This window comes from Streptomyces sp. NPDC026659 (assembly GCF_040638245.1).
In the GTDB taxonomy this organism is placed as follows: Bacteria; Actinomycetota; Actinomycetes; order Streptomycetales; family Streptomycetaceae; genus Streptomyces.
Window position 1 is genome coordinate 111,676 of the sequence record NZ_JBEZXY010000014.1, and the last position, 20,094, is coordinate 131,769.

Consider the following 20,094-nt stretch of genomic DNA (forward strand, 5'->3'; position numbering starts at 1 on the left):
AGGGCCTGCCGGGCTAGGGCCTGTCTTTCGGATCAGGCCGCTCCAGCCGAGCGAGCTTTCCGGCCGACCCGAGCGGGGGCTGGTGCGTGCAGCTGCAAGGCGGAGGAGGGAGTCGACGCGATGGGGGTGCCCCCGCGCGAGCGAAGCCGAGCGTGGGGGAGTCGGCGACCGACGACAACGCCGCAGATGTGCGTGCCAGCCCCCGCGACTCGGGCTGATCCGAAAGACAGGCCCTAGGCTGCGGATGTCCGCCTGCCGAGTGGGAGCCGAGTCCCGAGGAGCCGCGATGCGTGTCGCCCTGTTCCTGACCTGTGTCAACGACACGCTCTATCCGGACACCGGCCGTGCCGTGGTGAGACTGCTGGCCAGACTGGGGGTCGACGTGGACTTCCCCATGGCGCAGACCTGTTGCGGCCAGGCGCACTACAACACCGGCTACCGGCACGGGACGGAGCCGCTGGCCCGGCACTACGCCGAGGTCTTCGGGGAGTACGACGCGATCGTGACCCCGTCCGGCTCCTGCGCGGCGATGGTCCGCGAGCTGTATCCGCGTCTGGGCGAGCGGGCGAGCGCCGAGGGGCGCGGCGGCGGGCTGGCGGCCACGCTGGCCCCGGTGATCCCGAAGACGTACGAGCTGACGGAGTTCCTGGTGGACGTGCTGGGGGTGACCGACGTGGGCGCCTGGTACCCGCACACCGTGACCTATCACCCCACCTGTCACGGCCTGCGCTCCCTCGGACTCGGCGACCGGCCGCGCAGGCTTCTCCAGGCGGTCAAGGGGTTGGAGTTGATCGAGCTGCCGGGCGCCGAGGAGTGCTGCGGGTTCGGTGGCACCTTCTCGGTCAAGAACGCTGACGTGTCGGCGGCGATGGGCGCGGACAAGGTGCGCAACGCCGAGTCGACCGGCGCCGAGGTGCTGTGCGCGGCCGACAACTCCTGTCTGATGCACCTGGGCGGCACGCTGAGCCGGTCCGGTTCGGAGCTGCGGCCGGTGCACATCGCGGAGATCCTGGCAAGCACGGAGGAGGACCCGGCCGTATGAACACGACGTCCATCGGAATGCCCGCCTTCCCGGAGGCGGCACGGGAAGCGCTCAACAACCGTACCCTGCGCGGGAATCTGCGCCACGCCACCCACACCATCCGCGCCAAGCGGGCCAGGGCCGTCGCGGAGGTGTCCGACTGGGCCGAGCTGCGCGAGGCGGGCAAGCGGATCAAGGACCACACGCTGGCCCATCTCGACCGCTACCTGGAGCAGTTGGAGGAGACGGTCACGGCGGCGGGCGGCACCGTCCACTGGGCGGCGGACGCGGCCGAGGCCAACCGGATCGTCACCGAACTCGTGCGCGCCACCGGCGAGTCGGAGGTCGTGAAGGTCAAGTCCATGGCCACACAGGAGATCGAGCTCAACGAGGCGCTGGAGGCGGCGGGCATCCGGGCCTACGAGACCGATCTGGCCGAGCTGATCGTGCAGTTGGGCGAGGACCGCCCCTCGCACATCCTGGTCCCGGCCATCCACCGCAACCGGGGCGAGATCCGCGACATCTTCCGCACGAAGATGGCGAGTTGGGGACGCCCCGCGCCCGAGGGCCTGTCCGACGACCCCGCCGAGCTGGCGGAGGCGGCCCGGCTGCATCTGCGGGAGAAGTTCCTGCGGGCCGAAGTGGGCGTCTCCGGGGCCAACTTCATGGTCGCGGAGACCGGCACCCTCGTGGTCGTGGAGTCCGAGGGCAACGGGCGGATGTGCCTGACCCTGCCCGAGACGCTGATCTCGGTCGTGGGCATCGAGAAGGTCGTCCCCACCTGGCGGGACCTGGAGGTGTTCCTGCAGCTCCTCCCCCGCTCCTCCACCGCCGAGCGCATGAACCCGTACACCAGCATGTGGACCGGCACCACCGACGGCGACGGCCCGCGCGCCTTCCATCTGGTCCTGCTGGACAACGGCCGTACCGACACCCTCGCCGACGAGGTGGGCCGCCAGGCGCTGCGCTGCATCCGCTGCTCGGCCTGCCTCAACGTGTGCCCGGTGTACGAGCGCGCGGGCGGCCACGCCTACGGCTCGGTCTACCCGGGCCCCATCGGCGCCGTCCTCAGCCCCCAACTCCGGGGTACCGCAAGCGAGATCGACGCCTCCCTGCCGTACGCGTCCTCGCTGTGCGGGGCCTGCTACGAGGTGTGCCCGGTCGCCATCGACATCCCCGAGGTGCTGGTCCGGCTGCGCGAGCGGGTCGTCGAGGGCGGCCCGGCGGTACGGAACGGCAACCGCGTGCTGCTCAGGCCCGCCAAGGGGCACGCCGCCGAGCGGGCCGCCATGCGCGCGGCGGGCTGGGCACTGGCCCGGCCCGGTGTCCTGCGGACCGGGCAGCGGCTGGCCTCGCGCACCCGCGGCTTCCGCCCGCGCACCCTGCCAGGACCCGGCCGGGCCTGGACGGCGACCCGCGATCTGCCGGCCGTACCGGCCGAACCCTTCCGGGACTGGTGGCTGCGCACGCGCGGCGGAAAGGACGACGCCCGATGAGCTCCAGGGACCGGGTCCTCGGCCGGGTGCGCCGTGCGCTGGCGGACGTACCCCGTGACGACACCCCCTACGACCGCGCGATCCCCCGCCCCTATCTGCGCGAGCACGGCGAGCGCACCGCCGAGGAGACGGTGGAGCTGCTGGCGGAGAACCTGGCGGACTACCGGGCCGTCGTGCACCGCTGCACGGAGGACGAACTGCCGTCACTCGTCGGCCGGTTGCTGACCGAGCGGGGCTCCCGGTCCGTGCTCGTACCGGACGGGCTGCCGCCGGAGTGGCTGTCCGCCACTGACGCGAACCCCGTCCCGGACCGGGCCACGAGTACACCGCACGAACTGGACACGGTGGACAGCGTGGTCACCGGCTGCGCGGTCGCCGTCGCGGAGACGGGCACGATCGTCCTGGACGGCGGCCCGGGGCAGGGCCGTCGCCGGATCACCCTGATCCCCGACCACCACATCTGCGTCGTCCGCGTCCCCGCACAGGTCGTGGCGTCCGTGCCGCAGGCCCTCGAACGCCTCTCCCCCACCCGCCCGTCCACCTGGATCTCCGGCCCCTCGGCCACCAGCGACATCGAACTGGACCGGGTGGAGGGCGTGCACGGGCCGCGCACACTGGAGGTCGTCCTCGCCGGGGTCATCCCTTCGGTCGGCGGAGCCGGGCGGGCGGAGGGGAGCGCGGCTAGCGTGGGGGAATGATCCGGTTCGAGCAGGTCACCAAGCGCTACCCGGACGGCACGACGGCCGTGGACGGGCTGTCGTTCGAGGTGGCCGAGGGCGAACTGGTCACCCTGGTCGGCCCGTCCGGCTGCGGCAAGACGACGACCATGATGATGGTGAACCGGCTCATCGAGCCCACCTCGGGGCGGATCACGGTGGGCGGCGAGGACATCGCCCGGGTCGACCCGGTGCGGCTGCGCCGCCGTATCGGCTATGTCATCCAGCAGGTCGGCCTCTTCCCGCACCGCACGGTCCTCGACAACACCGCCACCGTGCCCACCCTGCTCGGCTGGAAGCGGGCCCGCGCCCGGGCACGCGCCGCCGAACTCCTCGACCTGGTCGGGCTCGACCCGAAGACGTACGGCTCCCGCTACCCGGAGCAGCTCTCCGGCGGCCAGCGGCAGCGGGTCGGGGTGGCGCGGGCGCTAGCGGCCGATCCACCGGTGCTGCTGATGGACGAGCCGTTCGGCGCGGTGGACCCGGTGGTGCGCGAGCAGTTGCAGGACGAGTTCCTGCGGATGCAGGAGGCGGTGCGCAAGACCGTGCTGCTGGTCACCCACGACATCGAGGAGGCGGTACGGCTCGGGGACCGGATCGCGGTCTACGGGGCGGGCCGGATCGAGCAGTTCGACACGCCCGGCGCGGTGCTCGGCACGCCCGCCACCTCGTACGTCGCCGGGTTCGTCGGCGCCGACCGGGGCCTGAAGCGGCTCTCCGTCACCGAGATCGAGCCGGACGACCTCGAACAGCCGCCGGTGGCCCGCCCCGACGAGCCCGCCGAACGTGCTCTGGCCCGGCTGCGTGCCGAGGGGTCGCGCTGGGCGGTGGTGCTGGACCGGGACGGTGATCTGCACGGCTGGGTGGGCATCGACGAGCTGGTGGCCGGGGGCACGGTCGGCGCCCTCGCCCACCGGATGACCGCGTGGGTGCCGGTGGGCGCGCCGCTGAAGCAGGCGTTCGGCGTGATGCTCCAGTACGACGCCGGGTGGGTCGCGGTCCTTGACGGGGCGCGCTTCCTGGGCGTGCTGACCCCGGCCAAGCTGCACGAGGCGCTGCGGCGGTCGGTGGACGCGGACGCGCTGGGGGTGGCGCGGGGGCAGGTGCGGTTCGATTCGGTGGCGGATGCGTGAGGGGTGTTTCGGCGGGCGCGGGCGGTCACTTGAGCAGGCCCTTGTTTTCGAGGTAGGTGCGGGCCACCTGGGCGGGGAGCCGCCGCCAGCTGTCCACCTGCCGGTTCATGTCGGCCAGGTCCTGGGTGGTGAGGACGTCGTTGAGCTTGTCGAGGGCCTCGGCGACGCGGGGGCTGCCCGCACGGGCGCGGTTGACGACCGGGACGATGTAGTCCGCGTTCTGGAGGTGCTTGTCGTCGGCGAGCAGGACCAGGCCGAAGGAGTCGAGAGTGGCGTCCGTGGTGGTGGTCAGCACCATGTGGTCCCGGCCCGACTGCACGGCACGCTTGGCCTGTGTGGTGCCGACACCCTTGGGATCGACGCCGGTGATGTGGATGCCATATACCTTCTTCAGCCCGGGGGCGCAGTATGGGCGCCGCACACACTCGTCCCCGGCGGCCAGACGCACCTTCAGTCCGGAGGCGCCGAGGTCGCTGAGGGTCTTGAGGTGGTGCTCGCGTGCGTAGGAGGCGCGTACGGCGAAGGCGTTCTGGTCCACGGCGCGGCCCGGCGGCAGGACGGTGAGTCCGCGCGGGGCGGCGAGGGCGCGCAGGGACTTCATGGTGGCGTCGAGGTCGGGCGATCCGGCCGGGGGCGCGTCGACGCCGTGCTTCTTGGCGTTGAGCCAGTCGGCGAGGGTGGCGGCGTACTCGGGTACGACGTCGATCTGCCCCGATTCCAGGGCCGGTTCGTACAGTTCGCGGTTGGCGACGGTGAGCATCGAGGTCGTGTACCCGGCGTGGTCGAGCAGTTGGGCGTACAGCTGGGCGAGCAGATCGCTCTCGGTGAAGCCGGCCGAGCCGATGGTGAGGTGGTGGCTGTCGCCGGGTGAGGCGGTGACCTGGCTGCGGTTCTCCAGGGAGGGACCGGAGGCACAGCCGGTGAGGACACCTCCCGCGAGCGTGCACAGCAGGGCGGTGGCGGCCGCCGCCGTACGGAATCTCATCGTCCGGCCCGGGCCCAGGTGGGCGCCAGCCGCTCCACGACCTCGAACACGGCCTCCACAAGCAGCGCGAACACCGCCACGAGGAGCGCGCCCGCGACCACCTGCGGGGTGCTGGCCAGGTTGAAGCCCGCGGTGATGATCCGGCCGAGCCCGCCGCCGCCCGCGAGCGCGGCGATGGTGGCGGTGGCGACGAGCTGCACGGCGGCGATCCGCACCCCGTTGAGGATCATCGGCAGCGCGAGGGGCAGCTCCGCCCGCACGAGGACCTGCCGTCCGGTCATCCCCATGCCCTTCGCCGCCCGGACCACTCCCCGGTCGACCTCGCGCATCCCGACGTAGGCATTGGTGAGCAGCGGCGGTACGGCGAACAGCACCAGCGCGACCACGGTGGGGCCCTCGCCCCACTTGCCGACCGGGGTCAGCAGAAGCAGCACCAGGACCGCGAAGGTGGGGACGGCCCGGCCGACGTTGGAGATGTTGACGGCGAGCGCTCCGCCCTTGCCGATGTGGCCGAGGACGAGCGCGACGGGCAGCGCGATCAGACAGCTGACGACGAGGCAGACGACGGTGAGGACGAGGTGCTGGAGCAGCCGGTGCCACACCCCGTCCTCCCCGCTCCAGTGCGCGGGGTCGGCGAGCCAGTCCCAGGTGGCGGCGAGGGTGCTCACGCGGGGCGCTCCCCGCCGCCCGGCGCTCTCACGCCCGTCCCTTGCGCACCCAGGGCGTGATCAGCCACTGCACACCGAGCAGCAGCAGGTCGGCCGCGACGGCGATGAGCACGCACAGCACGGACGCGGTGAGCACCTGCGCCTTGAAGAAGGTGTTCATCCCGGAGTAGATGAGATTCCCGAGCCCCCCGAACCCGACGATCGCCCCCACCGTGACCAGCGAGACCGCCGAAACGGTCGCGATCCGCAGCCCGGCCATCGCGGCGGGCAGCGCGAGCGGCAGCTCCACGGTGAGCAGCAGCCGTACGGGCCCATACCCGAGCCCCCGCGCCGCCTCCCGCGTCTCCTCCGGCACGGCCCGCAGCCCGGCGAGGATGTTCCGCACCAGCAGAGTCAGCGAGTACAGCACCAGCCCCGCCACGACGAGCGTCGCCGAGAGCCCGTACACGGGCAGCAACAAGGAGAACATCGCCAGCGACGGAATCGTGTACAACACCGTCGTCACGGCGAGCATCGGCCCGGCCGCCCACCCCCACCGCCGCGCCACCACCGCCAGCGGCACGGCGATCACCAGCCCGATCACCACGGACAACACGGTCAGCTCAAGATGCTGCACGACCGCGTCGACCAGAATCTGCCGCCGACTGCTCAGATAGGCACCACAGATCCACTCGTTACGCGCGAGACAGTCGTCGGGGGGCGCGGTCACCTGTCCATTGGAGCGGGTGGGGTGGTGGGGGGCGCGTCGGAGTGGGCCGGACGGGGGGCGCGGCAGCGGCCGAGCGGTTCCGCCGCGCCATCACTCCGGCCCGGCGGAGACGCCCCGACAAGCGCGCCGTTCCTACGGGCGCTGCCAGGGCCTTCCCCGCGTGGCCGGTGTTCAGCCGGCCGAGATCCCCGTGCCGGACGGCGTGTCCGTCTTGCGGGGCGTGCCCGCGACGACCAGCAGTCCGCCGAGCATCACGGCGTTCTTCAGGAACTGGGTGCGCTGCGCCTTGCGCTGGGCGGGGTCCTCGACGGTCCAGAAGGCGTGACCGGCGTAGGTGGTCGGGATCAGGGACCCGGCCAGCGCGAGGGCGGAGATGCGCGGGAACAGGCCGATGGCCAGCGCCGCGCCGGCGCCGGTCTGGACGGCGCCGTTGACGCGTACGAGCAGTTCGTCGTCCTTGGGGAGCGGAACGACCTTGCGGATCTCTTCCAGTGCCGGACCGGCGAGCTTCGCCAGTCCGGCGGGCTCGCGCACGGCGCCGGAACCGAACACCGCGAAGCTTCCGCCGAGCAGCGCGCCGCCGAGTCTACCGAGGATGTTCATGCCACTCACTTTCCCTGGGGGTACGGATGTTCATGCTACGCAGCCCCCTTCGCCGGAGGGCCCGGCGGCGCCCGCGTCCCTCACCCGACGGAGATCCCGGTGGAGATATAGCCTCGAATGAGTGGCAATCGGCACGAAGGGGATAGCCGTGAGCGATCAGGGACTGTTCGAGGACGACGCCGAGATCCGACGGCAGGAGCAGGCGGCCGTCGACCAGCCGCTGGAGCCGCGGGTGGGCCCGGTGCCGAAGGGACCGCCGGTCTCGAAGCCGTACACGCATCCGGCGGCCGGCTGGGGCGCGGCCAAGGCCGTCACCGAGGTCCTGGTCGACGAGCGCGAGGTCGTGCTGGGCTCGCTCGAGATGCTGAAGATGAACCAGGAGGACAGCGGCGGCTTCGACTGCCCGGGCTGCGCGTGGCCCGACACCAAGGGCCTGGCGCTGGACCTGTGCGAGAACGGCATCAAGCACACCACGTGGGAGATGACGCGCAAGCGGGTCACCCGCGAGTTCTTCGCGAGCCACTCCGTCACGTCGCTGTTCGACTGGAACGACCACGACCTGGAGGCGGAGGGCCGGCTGACCGAGCCGATGGTCTACGACCCGAAGACCGACCATTACGTGCCGATCGGCTGGGCGGACGCCTTCAAGCTGTTCGGCGACAGCGTCCGGGCCCTGGAGAGTCCGGACCAGGCCGCGTACTACACCTCGGGACGGCTGGGCAACGAGGCGTCCTTCCTCTACCAGCTCATGGCCCGCGAGCTGGGCACAAACAACCAGCCGGACTGCGCCAACATGTGCACGGAGGCCGGCAGCCGCGCGATGCTCGCCTCGCTCGGCACCGGCAAGGGCACCGTCGATCTCAAGGACTGGGAGGCCGCGGACGCCGTCTTCGTCATCGGCATCAACGCCGCGTCCAACGCGCCCCGCATGCTCACCCCGCTGGCGCAGCTCTACCGCAAGGGCAAGAAGGTCGTCCACATCAACCCGCAGGTGGAGGCGGGTGCCACCCGTACGATCATCCCGCACGAGATCCTGGCGATGGCGACCTTCCACGCCACCCCGACCAGCAACCTCAACATCCAGCCCCGCTCCGCGGGCGACATGGCGCTGATGCGCGGCATCGCCAAGGCCACCCTGGAGCGGGCCGAGAGCGACGAGCACGCGATCGACCGGCAGTTCCTGGAGCGCCACACCGAGGGGTTCGAGGCGTACCGCAGGGCGGTCGAGGAGACCTCCTGGGACGAGATCGTCCACCAGTCGGGCGTGGCCAAGGAGGACATCCTCAAGGCCGCCGCGATCTACCGCGAGGCCGACCGGTCGATCATCACCTGGGGTCTCGGCGTCAACCAGCACGAGCACGCCGTCGACACGATCCGCGAGATCGTCAACGTCCTGCTGCTGCGTGGCAACCTCGGCCGCGAGGGCGCGGGCGCCGCCCCCAACCGGGGCCACAGCAACGTGCAGGGCAACCGCACCTGCGGCATCACCAACACCCCCACCCCGGAGTTCCTCGACAAGCTCGCCGAGGTCTGCGGGATCGACCCGCCGCGCATGGAGGGGCTGGACGTCGTCGGCACCATCGAGGCGATGGACCGGGGCGACATCAAGGTCTTCGTCGGGATGGCGGGCAACTTCGCGCTGGCCTCGCCCGACACCCGCTTCACCTACGCGAGTCTGCGGAAGGTGGACCTGACCGTCTACGTCAGCACCAAGCTCAACCGCAGCCATCTCGTCCACGGCAGGCGGGCGCTGATCCTGCCGTGCCTGGGCCGCACCGAGAAGGACGTCCAGCGCGGCACACCGCAGCGGATCTCCGTCGAGGACGGCGACTCGATGGTCCACCTCTCGCAGGGCAACCAGCATCCGGCCTCGCCGCAACTCCTCTCCGAGCCCGCGATCATCGCCGGTCTCGCCCGGGCCGCGCTGCCGGACTCGAAGACCCCGTGGGAGTGGTACGCCGAGGACTACGACCGCATCCGCGACACCATGGCGGACGTCCTGTACGGCTTCGAGGACTTCAACCGGCGCGTCCGGTTGCCGATGGGCTTCCGGATCAAGCAGCCCGCCCGCGAGCTGGTCTTCCTCACCCCGTCCGGGCGCGCCGAGTTCTCGCACGCCCCGCTGCCCGACGTGGTGCCCCGCACCGGACGGCTCGTCCTGGGCGCGATGCGCTCCCACGACCAGTGGAACACCACGATCTACACCGACAACGACCGCTACCGGGGCATCCACAACCTGCGCACCCTCGTCTTCATGAACCCCGACGACATGCGCGAACGCGGCCTGGAGGAATTCCAGCCGACCCTGATCACGGCCCACGCCAAGGACGGCACCGAACGCACCCTGGCGGGATTCCTCGCGGTCGAACACGACATCCCGCGCGGCGTCGCCGCAGGCTACATGCCGGAGCTGAACCGGCTGATCTCGATCAGCGACTACAGCGCCCAGAGCGACCAGCCGCTGATGAAGCAGCTGGACGTCACGATCGAACCGGCTGCCTGACGGACGACGCCGCGCCCCTCCGAGGTACTGGCCGCGCCCCTCCGAGGTACTACTCGCGGAAGGTCAGAGGTACTTCTTGTAGAACGGGATCAGGTGGTCCAGCGCGATCTTGACCGGCTCGGGCTGGTCGTACAGGTCGTAGTGGGAGAAGCCCTCCGCCACGACCAGCTCCTTGTCCTTGGACGCCGCGCGCCGGTAGATCTCCAGGCCGTCGCGGTAGGCGCCGAAGGCACCGGGCTTGTCACCGACCACGACGCAGAGGGGGCGGGTGAGGAGGACCTCGGCGCGGTTGAAGGCGTCCCAGCCGACCGCGTTGGCCTGGCGGGAGAACAGCGCCTCGGTGCGGCCGCCGGGCTTCTCGCCGCGGTCGGTGCGGTAGTACTCGGTGGCCTCGAACAGGTCCAGTTCGGTGAGCCCCTGCTCCTTGGCGACCTCGGGAGAGGCGGGGAGGTACTGGTTGATCCGCGGCTGCGCCCCGCGTGCCTCGGCCGTGCGCTGCTCGGCGATGGCGTCCAGGGTGGCGATGGGGTCGTAGCCGCTGAACGCCTCCTGCATCAGGCGTCCGAAGTTGACGCCGGTCACGCTGCCGACGGCCTTGATACGGCGGTCGGTCATGGTGGCGTTGATGGCGTAGGCGCCGCCGCCGCACACCCCGATGACGCCGATGCGGTCGGCGTCGACGTACGGCAGGGTCACCAGATAGTCGATGACGTAGCTGATGTCCTCGACCCGGAACGTCGGGTCCTCGATGGACCGCGGCTCCCCGCCACTCGCACCCTGGAAGCCGGCGTCGAAGGCGATGACGACGAAGCCCGCGTCCGCCAGCGCCGCGCCGTAGACGTTGCCCGAGGTCTGCTCCTTGCACGAGCCGATGGGGTGGACGCTGACGATGGCGGGATAGGACGTGCTCGCGTCGAAGCCCGGCGGGAAGCGGACGTCGGCGGCCAGGTCCCAGGCGAGTGCCTTGACGGAGACGTGCTCGATGTTCTCGGTCATGAGAGGAACTGCTCCTCGATGAGATGGATCGTGGGGGTGAGACCGGGTGACGGGCAGTCGGCAGATCCTGAGGAGGACCCGCGACCGGGTAGCCCCGGCTCCTTCATGCTGCCGTGGGAGAAACGGTTCCGCAGCGCCTGAGCGGGGTGCGCTCTTCAGGGGGGACCGGCAGCCCCTGCCTGGGCTCGCCCGGTGCGGCTCCTTCGGGCCGCGTCCCTTCCGCCGGTGGAGGGAGAGGCTGCCAGTACCCCCCACAAGCAGCGTCTGTCACGCCCGCGCACGTGCCCGCAGTCTTGAAACGTCGCCCGAACCCACCGGTCGGGTATCAGCACAGCAAGCACTTGGAGTGACCCGTGGAAGCGATCACCTTCCCGAACGGCCCGATCACGATGTCGGGCAACCTCTACCTCCCGGCGGACTTCGACCCCGAGGGCAGCTACCCGGCGGTCGTCACCGTCCACCCCGGCGGCGGCGTCAAGGAGCAGACCGCGGGCCTGTACGCGAGCAAGCTGGCCGAGCAGGGCTTCGTCGCCCTCGCCTACGACGCCTCCTTCCAGGGCGACAGCGGCGGCGAGCCGCACCACCTGGAGGACCCCTACGCCCGCGTCGAGGACGTACGCGCCGCCGTGGACCACCTTCAGTCGCTCCCCTACGTCGACCCCGAGCGCATCGGTGCCCTCGGCGTCTGCGCCGGCGGCGGCTACACGGTCAACGCCGCGATGACCGACTACCGCATCAAGGCCCTCACGACCGTGAGCGCGGTCAACATCGGCACCTCCTTCCGGCGCGGCTGGTACGGCACCGACTCCGACGCCGCCGCCGTGCCCACCCTCCAGGCCCTGGCCCAGCAGCGCACGGCCGAGTCCGCGCAGGGTGCCGAGCCCGCCTTCCTGCCGTACGTCCCGGTCGAGCCGGACGAGAACACCCCGCGCGACCTGGTCGAGGCGCACGACTACTACCTGACCCCGCGCGCCCAGCACCCCAACGCCAAGAACAAGTTCCTCTTCACCAAGAGCGTCTCGCGGATCTTCACCTTCGACGCCTTCCACATGGTCGAGGACCTGCTCACCCAGCCGGTGCTGGTGGTGGCGGGCAGCGAGGCGGGCTCGCTGTGGATGTCCACCGAGCTGCACGGCCGCGCCCGCAGCCCGAAGAAGCTGGTCGTCGTCGAGGGCGGCGCCCACATGGACTTCTACGACGTGCCCAAGTACGTCGACCAGGCCGTCGCCGAGGCCGTGCCGTTCTTCACCGAGCACCTGGCCGCCGCGCAGGACTGACCCCACCCCCCATGGCACACCCGGAGGTCCGCCGGTCCCGGACCGGCGGACCTCCGGCCGTACCGCACCACTCGCGTGCGAGTGGCCCCCCACCTCTCTTCACCGACGGGAACGCGCATCCATGTCCTTGGACTCGTACATCACTCTCGGGAACTCGGGGCTGCGAGTCAGCCCCTTCTCCCTCGGCACCATGACCTTCGGGGAGGACTGGGGGTGGGGGACGCCGGTCCCCGACGCCGAGGCGATCCTCGCCCGCTACATCGAGCGCGGCGGCAATTTCATCGACACGGCCAACGTGTACACCTACGGCCACTCCGAGAAGATCATCGGTGACTACGTCGCCGGCCGGGGCGGGCTGCGCGACCGGCTGGTGATCGCCACCAAGTTCTACTCCAACCTGTACCGCAACGACCCCAACGGCGGCGGTGCGAGCCGCAAGGCGATCATGGCGCAGGCCGAGCAGTCCCTGCGGCGGCTGAACACCGACTACATCGACCTGTACTGGCTGCACAACTTCGACGAGTACACGCCCGTCGAGGAGACCATGCGGGCGCTCGACGACCTCGTGACCGCGGGCAAGGTCCGCTACATCGGCTTCTCCGACACTCCGGCCTGGGCCACCGCCCAGGCGCACACCATCGCCCAGTTCCGGGGCTGGGCCCCGCTCGTCGCCCTCCAGCTCGGCTACTCGCTGCTGGAGCGCACCGTCGAGGGCGAGCTGATCCCGATGGCGCAGCGTCTCGGCATGGGCGTCACCCCCTGGAGCCCGCTGGCCGGAGGCGCCCTGTCCGGCAAGTACACCCGCGAGGACGTGGGCAAAACCGACGCCGACCGGGGCTGGATGGTCTCCGGCTACCTGGCCGACAAGACCTTCGACATCGTGGACGAGCTGCGCCGGATCGCGGCCGAGCTGGACACCACGCCCGCCGCCGTCGCCCTGGCCTGGGTGCAGGGCCGCCCCGGCGTCACCTCCACCATCATCGGCGCGCGCAGGCTGGACCAGTTGGACGCCAACCTCAAGGCGCTCGACCTCCGGCTGACCCCGGAGCAGGTCGCCGCGCTCGACCGGCTCTCCACGCCGACGCTCAACTTCCCCGCCCACATCAACGGGCAGTCGGCCGCGAACCTCGCGCACGCGGGAGCGACCGTGAACGGCCGCGCCACGGAGCCGATCTACTTCGCCCCGGAGACCGACGCTCAGCGCTACTGAGCACGAGGCCGTTCATGGCGGGGACGAGCTTCTCGGGTCCCCTGGTCGCGAGGTGGTCCAGGATCAGCGCGTCGCCCGCACCGACGATCGCGCGGGCCACAGGGTCCGGCAGCCGGGCCGGGAGATCGCCCGCCCCGGCGTCCGCGGCGGTCGCCTCGTACACACCAGCCTCAGGCGGGACATCGACGCCTCGCGCCGGACGGCCTGGCAGTCCTGCACGGCGGCGCCGGCCTCCGGCACCCCCGCGGCGAAGGCCCGGACGTGGTTCGGCATGGACGCCGGCGTCGAGCAGAGCGCGGCGTACCCGGCCCGCAACTGCTCATCGACGTCTCCGGTGGGCGGCGGCTGCCCGTTCACCGAGGTGGCGAGCGCCTGCGCGGCGTGGTCGAAAGCGGCGAGGAAACAGGCCTGCTTGTCGGCGAACTGCTCGTAGAACGTCTTGCGGGAGACCCCGGCCAACCGCAGCACGTCGGCGACCGTCGTGGCCGTGTAGCCGATCCTGGCGACGGACTCGGCCATCGCGTCGAGCAGACGGCCGCGCCGGGAGGCGGCGACCAGCGCCGGCTCCAGCCGGTGCGGACCCCGCCGCGGATTCGTCGTCGCCCCCTTCACCCAGCAGGACGTGCGCGACCTGTTCTGGGTGCAGGCCCAACTGGGCGGCGAACTGGCCGCCCGTGCGGCGAAGAAGATCACGCCCGAGCAGCTCGACGGGCTCGAAGCGATCGTCAAGCAGCAGGAAGCGGCGATCGAGGCCAACGACGAGGACGGCATGGTCGAGTACGGCCATGCCTTCCACCGGCAGATCAACCTCGCCGCCGCCTCGCACCGCCTCTCCCTGCTCCTGCGCTCCGTGAGGAACGCGGTGTGTGGAAGCACCAGGAGGACGAGGCGGCCTCGTGAGCGCGGACCGGCGGGGCCGGGGTGCTCCGGCCGGGCCCTGTGCCATCGCCGGGAAGGGTCAGCCGACCTCGCGCCGAGGTGTCTCCCGCGCGGCCTCGGGGTGCGGCTCCGCCTGCTCGGTCGCGGACCAGCTGGCCAGCAGCATCAGGGCCTCGTGCGAGGGTGAGCCGGGTTCGGCGGTGTAGCCGATGAGGCTGAGCCCGCCCGCGCTGGCCACGTCGAGGGCCTCGAAGCGCAGGGTCAGGTCGCCGACCGCGGGGTGGCGGAAGTCCTTGGTGCCGCTGCGGTGCGCCCGTACGTCGTGCGCGGCCCAGCGGGTGCGGAACGCGGCGCTGCGGGTGGCGAGTTCGCCCACCAGGTTGGTGACCGCCTTCGCGTACGGCGTTCTGGTGGCCTCGACGCGCAGCAGGGCCACGGCGTCGTCGGCGGCCTTCTCCCAGTGCGGGAAGGTGTCGTCGGCGGCGTCGTCCAGGAAGATGAAACGGGCCAGGTTCGGCGGCTCGGGCTGGTGGGCGTAGACGGCGCCGTACAGGGCGCGGCCGAGCGGATTGGCCGCCACGATGTCGAGGTGGCCGTTCTGGACGATGGCCGGGGCGGTGACCATGGTGTCGATGAGCGCCTGGAGGGTGTCGGGGACCTGGCGGCGGGGGGTGCGGGCGCGGGTCTGCCTGCGGCCCGCCTTCCCGGCGGCGCGGGCGAGGTCGAACAGGTGGGCCGTCTCGACGTCGTCCAGTCGCAGTGCGGTGGCGACGGCGTGCAGCACCTCGTCGGAGACCCCGGCGACCTGGCCGCGCTCGATCTGGATGTAGTACTCGGCGCTCACCCCGGCCAGCAGGGCGACCTCCTCGCGGCGCAGTCCGGGCACCCGGCGCCGTCCCAGCGAGGGAAGCCCCACCTGGTCGGGGGTGATCTTCGCTCGGCGGGTGGTGAGGAAGTCCTTGATCTCCTTGGCGGTCTCCATGCCTTCGAGGCTAAGTCAGCTGCGGGTCCTGATGGAGAGGCTGCCAGTACCCCCGACCGGCGGCCCCCGCGCCTTCCCACGTCTCTCAGGCGACCTGGATGTGGAAGTTGAAGTCGGGGTGGCCGATGTCGCCCAGCAGGCGCAGCCACATGGGGGCCGGCATCTCGGTGTAGCGGGCGGAGACGATGCCGCCCAGGTCGAGGACGCTGCCCGCGGGCCAGCCGAAGGACCACAGCAGCTCGGTCACGCGCTTCTTGGCGTCGGCGTCGTCGCCGCAGACGAAGACGTTGTGCGGGCCGGGCACCCGTGCCGGGTCGACCATCACCCGGCAGTTCATGGTGTTGAGGGCCTTGACGACCTTCAGGTCCGGGAAGGCGCGCTGGATCTGCTCGCCGAGGCTGTCGGTGTTGCCCGGGTTCAGCACCGGCCCCTGACGCGGGTCGATCGGGTCGGAGATGTCGAGCAGGATCTTTCCGGCCAGGTTCTCGGCGCCCGCGGCTTCGAGGGCCACCAGGCTGACCGGTCCGGCGGTCGCGTTGACGACCACCTCACCGAAGGCGGCCGCCTCGGCGAAGGTGGCGAGACCCACCTGACTCCGGGCGGCCTGCCACTGGGCGAACGGCGGGTTGCCGATCGCGTCCGGTTCGGTGCGGGCCGGCGTGTCCTGCGGGTTCCGGGTGCCGACGACCACGGAGTGTCCGAGTCCGTCGAGTCGGGCGGCGATGGTCAGACCGGCGGTGCCGGTGCCCAGTACGGCGTAACGCAAGGGAGGATCCGTTCAGGAGGAGGGAAGAGGCAGGGACGGCCGCGCCGGGTGAGGGGAGACCCGGCGCGGCCGTCCGGCTGGTGGGGTGAGGGTCAGATGGTGGAGTTGTCGATCACGAAGCGGTAGCGCACGTCGCTGCGCAGCACCCGGTCGTACGCCTCCTCGATGCGGTCGGCGCCGATGACCTCCACGTCGGCGCCGATGCCGTTCGCGGCGCTGAAGTCGAGCATCTCCTGGGTCTCCGGGATGCCGCCGATGCCGGAGCCGGCGATGGACTTGCGGCCCATCATCAGGGAGCCGACGTTCGCCGAGACCGGCTTCTCCGGGATGCCGAGGTAGACCATGGTGCCGTCGGTGCGCAGCAGGGAGAGGTACGCGTCCCCGTCCAGCGAGGCGGAGACCGTGTTCAGGATGAGGTCGAAGGTGCCGGCCAGCTCCTCGAAGGTCTTCGGGTCGCTGGTGGCGTAGTAGTGGTCGGCGCCCAGACGCAGGCCGTCGTCCTTCTTGCGCAGGGACTGCGAGAGCACGGTGACCTCGGCGCCCAGGGCGTGGGCGAACTTCACCGCGAGGTGGCCGAGGCCGCCGAGTCCGATGACGGCGACCTTCTTGCCGGGTCCGGCGTTCCAGTGCCGCAGCGGGGAGTAGGTGGTGATGCCCGCGCACAGCAGCGGGGCGGCCTGCTCCAGGGGCAGCCCGTCGGGGATGCGGAGCACGAAGCGCTCGTCGACGACGATGTGGGTGGAGTAGCCGCCCTGCGTGGGCGCGCCGTCCGTGTACCGCATGGTGTCGGCGTAGGTGGCGACGAGGCCGCCGCCGGTGCAGTACACCTCCAGACCGGCACGGCAGTTCTCGCACTCGCGGCACGAGTCGACCATGCAGCCGACGCCGACGTGGTCGCCGGCCCTGTACCTGGTGACGGCCGGGCCGGTCTCGGTGACCACACCGGCGATCTCGTGGCCGGGGACGAGCGGGAAGCCGCCGCGGCCCCATTCGTCACGGACGTGGTGGATGTCGGTGTGGCAGATGCCGACGTACTTGATCTCGATCAGCACGTCGTGCTCACCGACGGGACGGCGCTCGATGGTGGTGCGCTCCAGCGGCGCACCGGGGGCGGGGGCGGCGTAGGCCGGTACGGAGGTCATGGTGGGGGCTCCTGTGGGGTGGTCGGGGGTGGATCAGCGGTCGATGACGGCCATGCCGATCTCGTCGTGGCGGTCGCCCGCCGCCGGGGTGAGACGGTTCAGGCGGTCGATCTGCGCGGCGGTCAGCTCGACGGCGTCGGCCGCGCTGTTCTCCTCCACGCGGGAGACACGCTTGGTGCCGGGGATGGGGGCGATGTCGTCGCCCTGGGCGAGCAGCCAGGCCAGGGCGATCTGCGCCGGAGTGGCGTCCGCCTCGGCGGCGACGGCCTCGACCTCGTCGACGATGCGCAGGTTGCGCTGGAGGTTCTCACCGGTGAAGCGCGGGTTGCCGCGGCGCCAGTCGTCGGCGGCGAGCCCGTCCAGCGAGCGGATCCGCCCGGTGAGGAAGCCGTGGCCGAGCGGGGAGTACGGCACGAGGCCGATGCCCAGTTCGCGCAGCAGCGGCAGCAGTTCCGCCTCCACGTCGCGCGTCCAGAGCGAGTACTCGGTCTGGAGGGCCGCGACGGGGTGCACGGCGTGAGCGCGGCGGATGGTCGCCGGGCTCGCCTCGGAGAGGCCGATGTGGCGGACCTTGCCCTGCGCGACCAGCTCGGCGAGGGCGCCGACCGTCTCCTCGATGGGCGTGCCGGGGTCGACGCGGTGCTGGTAGTACAGGTCGATGTGGTCGGTGCCCAGCCGCCTCAGGGAGCCCTCGACGGCGACACGGACGCTGGCCGGGCTGCTGTCCAGCGCCACACCCGCGCGGCCGCTGTGGGAGATGCCGCCGCCGAACTTCGTGGCGAGGACGACCTGGTCACGGCGTCCCCTGATCGCTCTGCCGACCAGCTCCTCGTTGGTGTACGGGCCGTACACCTCGGCGGTGTCGATGTGGGTGACACCGAGGTCCAGAGCCCGGTGGACGGTGCGGACGGACTCCGCGTCGTCGCTGCCCGCGCCGGTGTAATAGGCGGACATCGACATGGCGCCCAGACCGATGCGGGAGACGTCGAGTCCACCGAGGGAAACGTGCTTCATGAGAATGCGTTCCGTTCTCAGTATGGAAATGAGCGAGGGGTGGCGTGTACCGTGAGCGGCACGAATGACGACATTCCGTTCGACGGGTCGAATTTCATCGCCAGGCATCGCCAGGCATCGCGGGGCGACCTTCCAGGCGCACGCCGAAGGCGTTTTCGTCCCCCACAACGGAAAGAGTGGCACACCGGGACAGAGGTGTGCAGGGTAGAAATCCCTACCCCCCACGGCGGTCATTTCGCTGTGTCGCCGGCAGTACGCTGACTGCCATGAGCACGGATGTCCATCGGAGCGAGCTGGGGAATTTCCTCAGGGCCCGGCGCGCCGAACTGAGCCCCGCCGCCCTGGGTCTGCCCGAGGTGGGCACGCGCCGGGTGCCCGGGCTGCGCCGGGAGGAGGTGGCGCGGCTGGCGTCGATCAGCACGCAGTACTACACCCGGCTGGAACAGGGCCGTCTCCAGGCGTCCGCCCCGGTGCTGCTCACTCTCGCGACGGTGCTGCGGCTAAACGAGGACCAGCGCGACTACCTCCTCGAACTGGCCGGCAAGGAGAGCGCGCTGCCCCGCAGGCACCAGGGGCAGCGAATGCGGCCTGCGGTCCGGCGGCTGCTGGATTCACTCACCGACGTTCCCGCCATGGTGCTGGGCCGCCGTATGGACGTGCTCGGCTGGAATTCCCTCGCGGCCGACCTCCTCACGGATTTCTCCCGGATACCGCCGGAGGAGCGGAATTACGTACGGCTCGTCTTCACCGACTTCACGGTGCGCGCGCGTTACACGGACTGGGAATCGGTGGGCCGGGACTGTGTCGCCTTTCTCCGTATGGAGGCGGCGCGGAATCCGGACGATCCGCGGCTGGCCGCGCTCGTCGGGGAACTGTCCGTGCGCGACGCGGATTTCCGCCGCTGGTGGGCGGGTCATCATGTGGCCCGCCGGGCCTTCGGCACCAAGACGATCCGGCACCCGCTGGCCGGTGATCTCACCCTGGACTGGGAGAGCCTGGCCTCGGCGGGCGACCCCGACCAGCAGCTCACCGTCTGGACCGCCGAGCCCGGCACACCCGCGCACGACGCTCTGCGTCTGCTCGCCGCCCGGAGCGCGGCGGAGCGCGCCGCCGCCCCCGCCGAGCGGGGCCTGACATGACCGGCACCCCTGACCAGGACGGGCTAGGGGCGTTCCTCCGGGCCCGCCGGCGCGAGCTGAGCGCCCGCGCCGCGGGACTGCCGGACGGCGAGGGCCGCCGGCGGGTGCCTGGACTGCGCCGCGAGGAGGTGGCCCTGCTGGCCGCCATCGGCACCGACTACTACGCGCGCATCGAACAGGGCCGGGTCCGGCCCTCGTCCGTGGTCCTGAACCGCCTCGCCCGTGTCCTGCACCTGGACGACGGGCAGCGCGAGCGTCTGTACGCCCTGGCGGCCCGGGACGCGGACGGTCCCCGGCGGTGTCCGCCGCAGCGGACCCGGCCGCAGTTGCGGCGCCTGCTCGACGGCCTGTCCGGCACCCCGGCACTCGTCCTGGGCCGCCGGATGGACGTCCTGGCCTGGAATCCGCTGGCCGCGGCGCTGGTCACCGACTTCGCCGGGACACCGGCGAAGCGGCGCAACTACGTACGGCTGCTCTTCACCGACCCCGCCGTGCGCGCCCTGTACGCCGACTGGCCCGAAGCCGCCCGCGCGGCCGTCGCCCATCTGCGCGCGGAGGCGGCCCGTGACACACGGGACGTGCGGCTGACCGAGCTGGTGGGGGAACTCTCCATCCGCGACGAGGACTTCCGCCGCTGGTGGAGCGAACCGCACAACCCCGCCCCGGGTATCGGGGCCAAGGTGCTCCGGCATCCGGTGGTCGGCGAACTCACCCTGCACTGGGACGCCGTCTGCTGCTCCGACGACCCGGACCAGCAGCTCGTCACGCTGACCGCCGAACCCGGCAGCCGTTCCCAGGACGGGCTGCGCATCCTGGCCTCCTGGGCCGCCGGTGCGTGACCTCCCACGGCCCGGT

20 protein-coding genes are annotated in these 20,094 nt (G+C 71.4%); 10 read left to right on the top strand and 10 right to left on the bottom strand.

Features of this window, described 5'->3' with window-relative positions:
• The first annotated feature begins 286 nt into the window (after positions 1-286).
• From AB0E91_RS29170 to AB0E91_RS29185, 4 genes are read left to right on the top strand one after another with little or no spacing between them, the layout of a single operon-like run.
• Positions 287-1,042 carry a (Fe-S)-binding protein gene (locus AB0E91_RS29170; protein ID WP_361787981.1) on the top strand — a complete coding sequence of 252 codons (756 nt, stop codon included), beginning with the start codon at positions 287-289 and terminating at the stop codon, positions 1,040-1,042.
• Positions 1,039-2,517 carry a LutB/LldF family L-lactate oxidation iron-sulfur protein gene (locus tag AB0E91_RS29175; RefSeq protein ID WP_361787983.1) on the top strand — a complete coding sequence of 493 codons (1,479 nt, stop codon included), beginning with the start codon at positions 1,039-1,041 and terminating at the stop codon, positions 2,515-2,517. Before AB0E91_RS29170 ends, AB0E91_RS29175 begins: the two co-directional genes overlap by 4 nt.
• Positions 2,514-3,215 (top strand): LUD domain-containing protein, encoded by a 702-nt coding sequence (locus AB0E91_RS29180; RefSeq protein ID WP_361787985.1) that lies wholly within the window; start codon positions 2,514-2,516, stop codon positions 3,213-3,215. Before AB0E91_RS29175 ends, AB0E91_RS29180 begins: the two co-directional genes overlap by 4 nt.
• The gene (locus AB0E91_RS29185; protein WP_361787987.1) at positions 3,212-4,366 is read left to right on the top strand and encodes a betaine/proline/choline family ABC transporter ATP-binding protein; all 1,155 of its coding nucleotides are present in this window, start codon (positions 3,212-3,214) and stop codon (positions 4,364-4,366) included. Before AB0E91_RS29180 ends, AB0E91_RS29185 begins: the two co-directional genes overlap by 4 nt.
• Positions 4,367-4,391: 25 nt before the next feature.
• On the opposite strand, the gene AB0E91_RS29190 is transcribed toward AB0E91_RS29185, so the two are convergent.
• From AB0E91_RS29190 to AB0E91_RS29205, 4 genes are all read right to left on the bottom strand, one after another.
• Positions 4,392-5,351, bottom strand: a complete 960-nt coding sequence (locus AB0E91_RS29190) for an ABC transporter substrate-binding protein (RefSeq protein WP_361787989.1) — start codon at positions 5,349-5,351, stop codon at positions 4,392-4,394.
• Positions 5,348-6,019 carry an ABC transporter permease gene (locus AB0E91_RS29195; RefSeq protein ID WP_361787991.1) on the bottom strand — a complete coding sequence of 224 codons (672 nt, stop codon included), beginning with the start codon at positions 6,017-6,019 and terminating at the stop codon, positions 5,348-5,350. Before AB0E91_RS29195 ends, AB0E91_RS29190 begins: the two co-directional genes overlap by 4 nt.
• A 28-nt stretch (positions 6,020-6,047) precedes the next feature.
• On the bottom strand, positions 6,048-6,728 hold the full coding sequence (locus AB0E91_RS29200; protein ID WP_361787993.1) for an ABC transporter permease: 681 nt from the start codon (positions 6,726-6,728) through the stop codon (positions 6,048-6,050).
• A gap of 171 nt (positions 6,729-6,899) precedes the next feature.
• Positions 6,900-7,331, bottom strand: coding sequence for a DoxX family protein (locus AB0E91_RS29205; RefSeq protein WP_361787995.1), 432 nt, complete (start codon positions 7,329-7,331; stop codon positions 6,900-6,902).
• Between the two features lie 184 nt (positions 7,332-7,515).
• Between AB0E91_RS29205 and AB0E91_RS29210 the strand changes: the two genes are divergently transcribed.
• Positions 7,516-9,834 carry an FdhF/YdeP family oxidoreductase gene (locus AB0E91_RS29210; protein ID WP_361788124.1) on the top strand — a complete coding sequence of 773 codons (2,319 nt, stop codon included), beginning with the start codon at positions 7,516-7,518 and terminating at the stop codon, positions 9,832-9,834.
• A 63-nt stretch (positions 9,835-9,897) separates the two neighbouring features.
• Here the strand turns inward: AB0E91_RS29210 and AB0E91_RS29215 are convergent, their stop codons facing one another.
• Positions 9,898-10,830 (bottom strand): alpha/beta hydrolase, encoded by a 933-nt coding sequence (locus AB0E91_RS29215; protein WP_361787997.1) that lies wholly within the window; start codon positions 10,828-10,830, stop codon positions 9,898-9,900.
• A gap of 353 nt (positions 10,831-11,183) precedes the next feature.
• Between AB0E91_RS29215 and AB0E91_RS29220 the strand changes: the two genes are divergently transcribed.
• Both AB0E91_RS29220 and AB0E91_RS29225 read left to right on the top strand, forming a co-directional pair.
• Positions 11,184-12,107: an alpha/beta hydrolase gene (locus tag AB0E91_RS29220; protein WP_361787999.1), complete on the top strand. Its 924-nt coding sequence runs from the start codon at positions 11,184-11,186 to the stop codon at positions 12,105-12,107.
• A gap of 121 nt (positions 12,108-12,228) precedes the next feature.
• Positions 12,229-13,317 (top strand): aldo/keto reductase, encoded by a 1,089-nt coding sequence (locus AB0E91_RS29225; RefSeq protein ID WP_361788001.1) that lies wholly within the window; start codon positions 12,229-12,231, stop codon positions 13,315-13,317.
• 63 nt (positions 13,318-13,380) lie between these two features.
• Here the strand turns inward: AB0E91_RS29225 and AB0E91_RS29230 are convergent, their stop codons facing one another.
• Entirely contained in the window at positions 13,381-14,010 is a 630-nt protein-coding gene (locus tag AB0E91_RS29230) for a TetR/AcrR family transcriptional regulator (protein WP_361788003.1), read from the bottom strand.
• On the opposite strand from AB0E91_RS29230, the gene AB0E91_RS29235 reads away from it, so the two are divergent.
• Positions 13,958-14,383: an FCD domain-containing protein gene (locus AB0E91_RS29235; protein ID WP_361788126.1), complete on the top strand. Its 426-nt coding sequence runs from the start codon at positions 13,958-13,960 to the stop codon at positions 14,381-14,383. The genes AB0E91_RS29230 and AB0E91_RS29235 overlap by 53 nt on opposite strands.
• On the opposite strand, the gene AB0E91_RS29240 is transcribed toward AB0E91_RS29235, so the two are convergent.
• From AB0E91_RS29240 to AB0E91_RS29255, 4 genes are all read right to left on the bottom strand, one after another.
• Entirely contained in the window at positions 14,276-15,178 is a 903-nt protein-coding gene (locus AB0E91_RS29240; protein ID WP_361788005.1) for a helix-turn-helix transcriptional regulator, read from the bottom strand. The two genes, AB0E91_RS29235 and AB0E91_RS29240, sit on opposite strands and share 108 nt — an antisense overlap.
• An 85-nt stretch (positions 15,179-15,263) precedes the next feature.
• Positions 15,264-15,944 (bottom strand): NAD(P)-binding domain-containing protein, encoded by a 681-nt coding sequence (locus AB0E91_RS29245; RefSeq protein ID WP_361788007.1) that lies wholly within the window; start codon positions 15,942-15,944, stop codon positions 15,264-15,266.
• A gap of 92 nt (positions 15,945-16,036) precedes the next feature.
• Complete coding sequence (locus tag AB0E91_RS29250; RefSeq protein WP_361788009.1) at positions 16,037-17,086, bottom strand: NAD(P)-dependent alcohol dehydrogenase; 1,050 nt, start codon at positions 17,084-17,086, stop codon at positions 16,037-16,039.
• Positions 17,087-17,119: 33 nt separating this feature from the next.
• A complete protein-coding gene (locus AB0E91_RS29255) occupies positions 17,120-18,100 on the bottom strand; it encodes an aldo/keto reductase (RefSeq protein WP_361788011.1) in 981 nt (326 codons plus the stop codon).
• Positions 18,101-18,366: 266 nt separating this feature from the next.
• Between AB0E91_RS29255 and AB0E91_RS29260 the strand changes: the two genes are divergently transcribed.
• Positions 18,367-19,239: a helix-turn-helix domain-containing protein gene (locus tag AB0E91_RS29260; RefSeq protein ID WP_361788013.1), complete on the top strand. Its 873-nt coding sequence runs from the start codon at positions 18,367-18,369 to the stop codon at positions 19,237-19,239.
• Entirely contained in the window at positions 19,236-20,078 is an 843-nt protein-coding gene (locus AB0E91_RS29265) for a helix-turn-helix transcriptional regulator (RefSeq protein WP_361788015.1), read from the top strand. The genes AB0E91_RS29260 and AB0E91_RS29265 overlap by 4 nt, the downstream gene beginning before the upstream one ends.
• Positions 20,079-20,094 lie beyond the last annotated feature (16 nt).

Excerpts from the sequence above, each read along its gene's own strand:
- AB0E91_RS29170 (WP_361787981.1), top strand. The coding sequence starts at position 287 with ATGCGTGTCGCCCTGTTCCTGACCTGTGTCAACGACACGCTCTATCCG.
- AB0E91_RS29175 (WP_361787983.1), top strand. The coding sequence starts at position 1,039 with ATGAACACGACGTCCATCGGAATGCCCGCCTTCCCGGAGGCGGCACGG.
- AB0E91_RS29180 (WP_361787985.1), top strand. The coding sequence starts at position 2,514 with ATGAGCTCCAGGGACCGGGTCCTCGGCCGGGTGCGCCGTGCGCTGGCG.
- AB0E91_RS29185 (WP_361787987.1), top strand. The coding sequence starts at position 3,212 with ATGATCCGGTTCGAGCAGGTCACCAAGCGCTACCCGGACGGCACGACG.
- AB0E91_RS29190 (WP_361787989.1), bottom strand. The coding sequence starts at position 5,351 with ATGAGATTCCGTACGGCGGCGGCCGCCACCGCCCTGCTGTGCACGCTC.
- AB0E91_RS29205 (WP_361787995.1), bottom strand. The coding sequence starts at position 7,331 with ATGAACATCCTCGGTAGACTCGGCGGCGCGCTGCTCGGCGGAAGCTTC.
- AB0E91_RS29215 (WP_361787997.1), bottom strand. The coding sequence starts at position 10,830 with ATGACCGAGAACATCGAGCACGTCTCCGTCAAGGCACTCGCCTGGGAC.
- AB0E91_RS29225 (WP_361788001.1), top strand. The coding sequence starts at position 12,229 with ATGTCCTTGGACTCGTACATCACTCTCGGGAACTCGGGGCTGCGAGTC.
- AB0E91_RS29240 (WP_361788005.1), bottom strand. The coding sequence starts at position 15,178 with ATGGAGACCGCCAAGGAGATCAAGGACTTCCTCACCACCCGCCGAGCG.
- AB0E91_RS29250 (WP_361788009.1), bottom strand. The coding sequence starts at position 17,086 with ATGACCTCCGTACCGGCCTACGCCGCCCCCGCCCCCGGTGCGCCGCTG.
- AB0E91_RS29255 (WP_361788011.1), bottom strand. The coding sequence starts at position 18,100 with ATGAAGCACGTTTCCCTCGGTGGACTCGACGTCTCCCGCATCGGTCTG.
- AB0E91_RS29260 (WP_361788013.1), top strand. The coding sequence starts at position 18,367 with ATGAGCACGGATGTCCATCGGAGCGAGCTGGGGAATTTCCTCAGGGCC.
- AB0E91_RS29265 (WP_361788015.1), top strand. The coding sequence starts at position 19,236 with ATGACCGGCACCCCTGACCAGGACGGGCTAGGGGCGTTCCTCCGGGCC.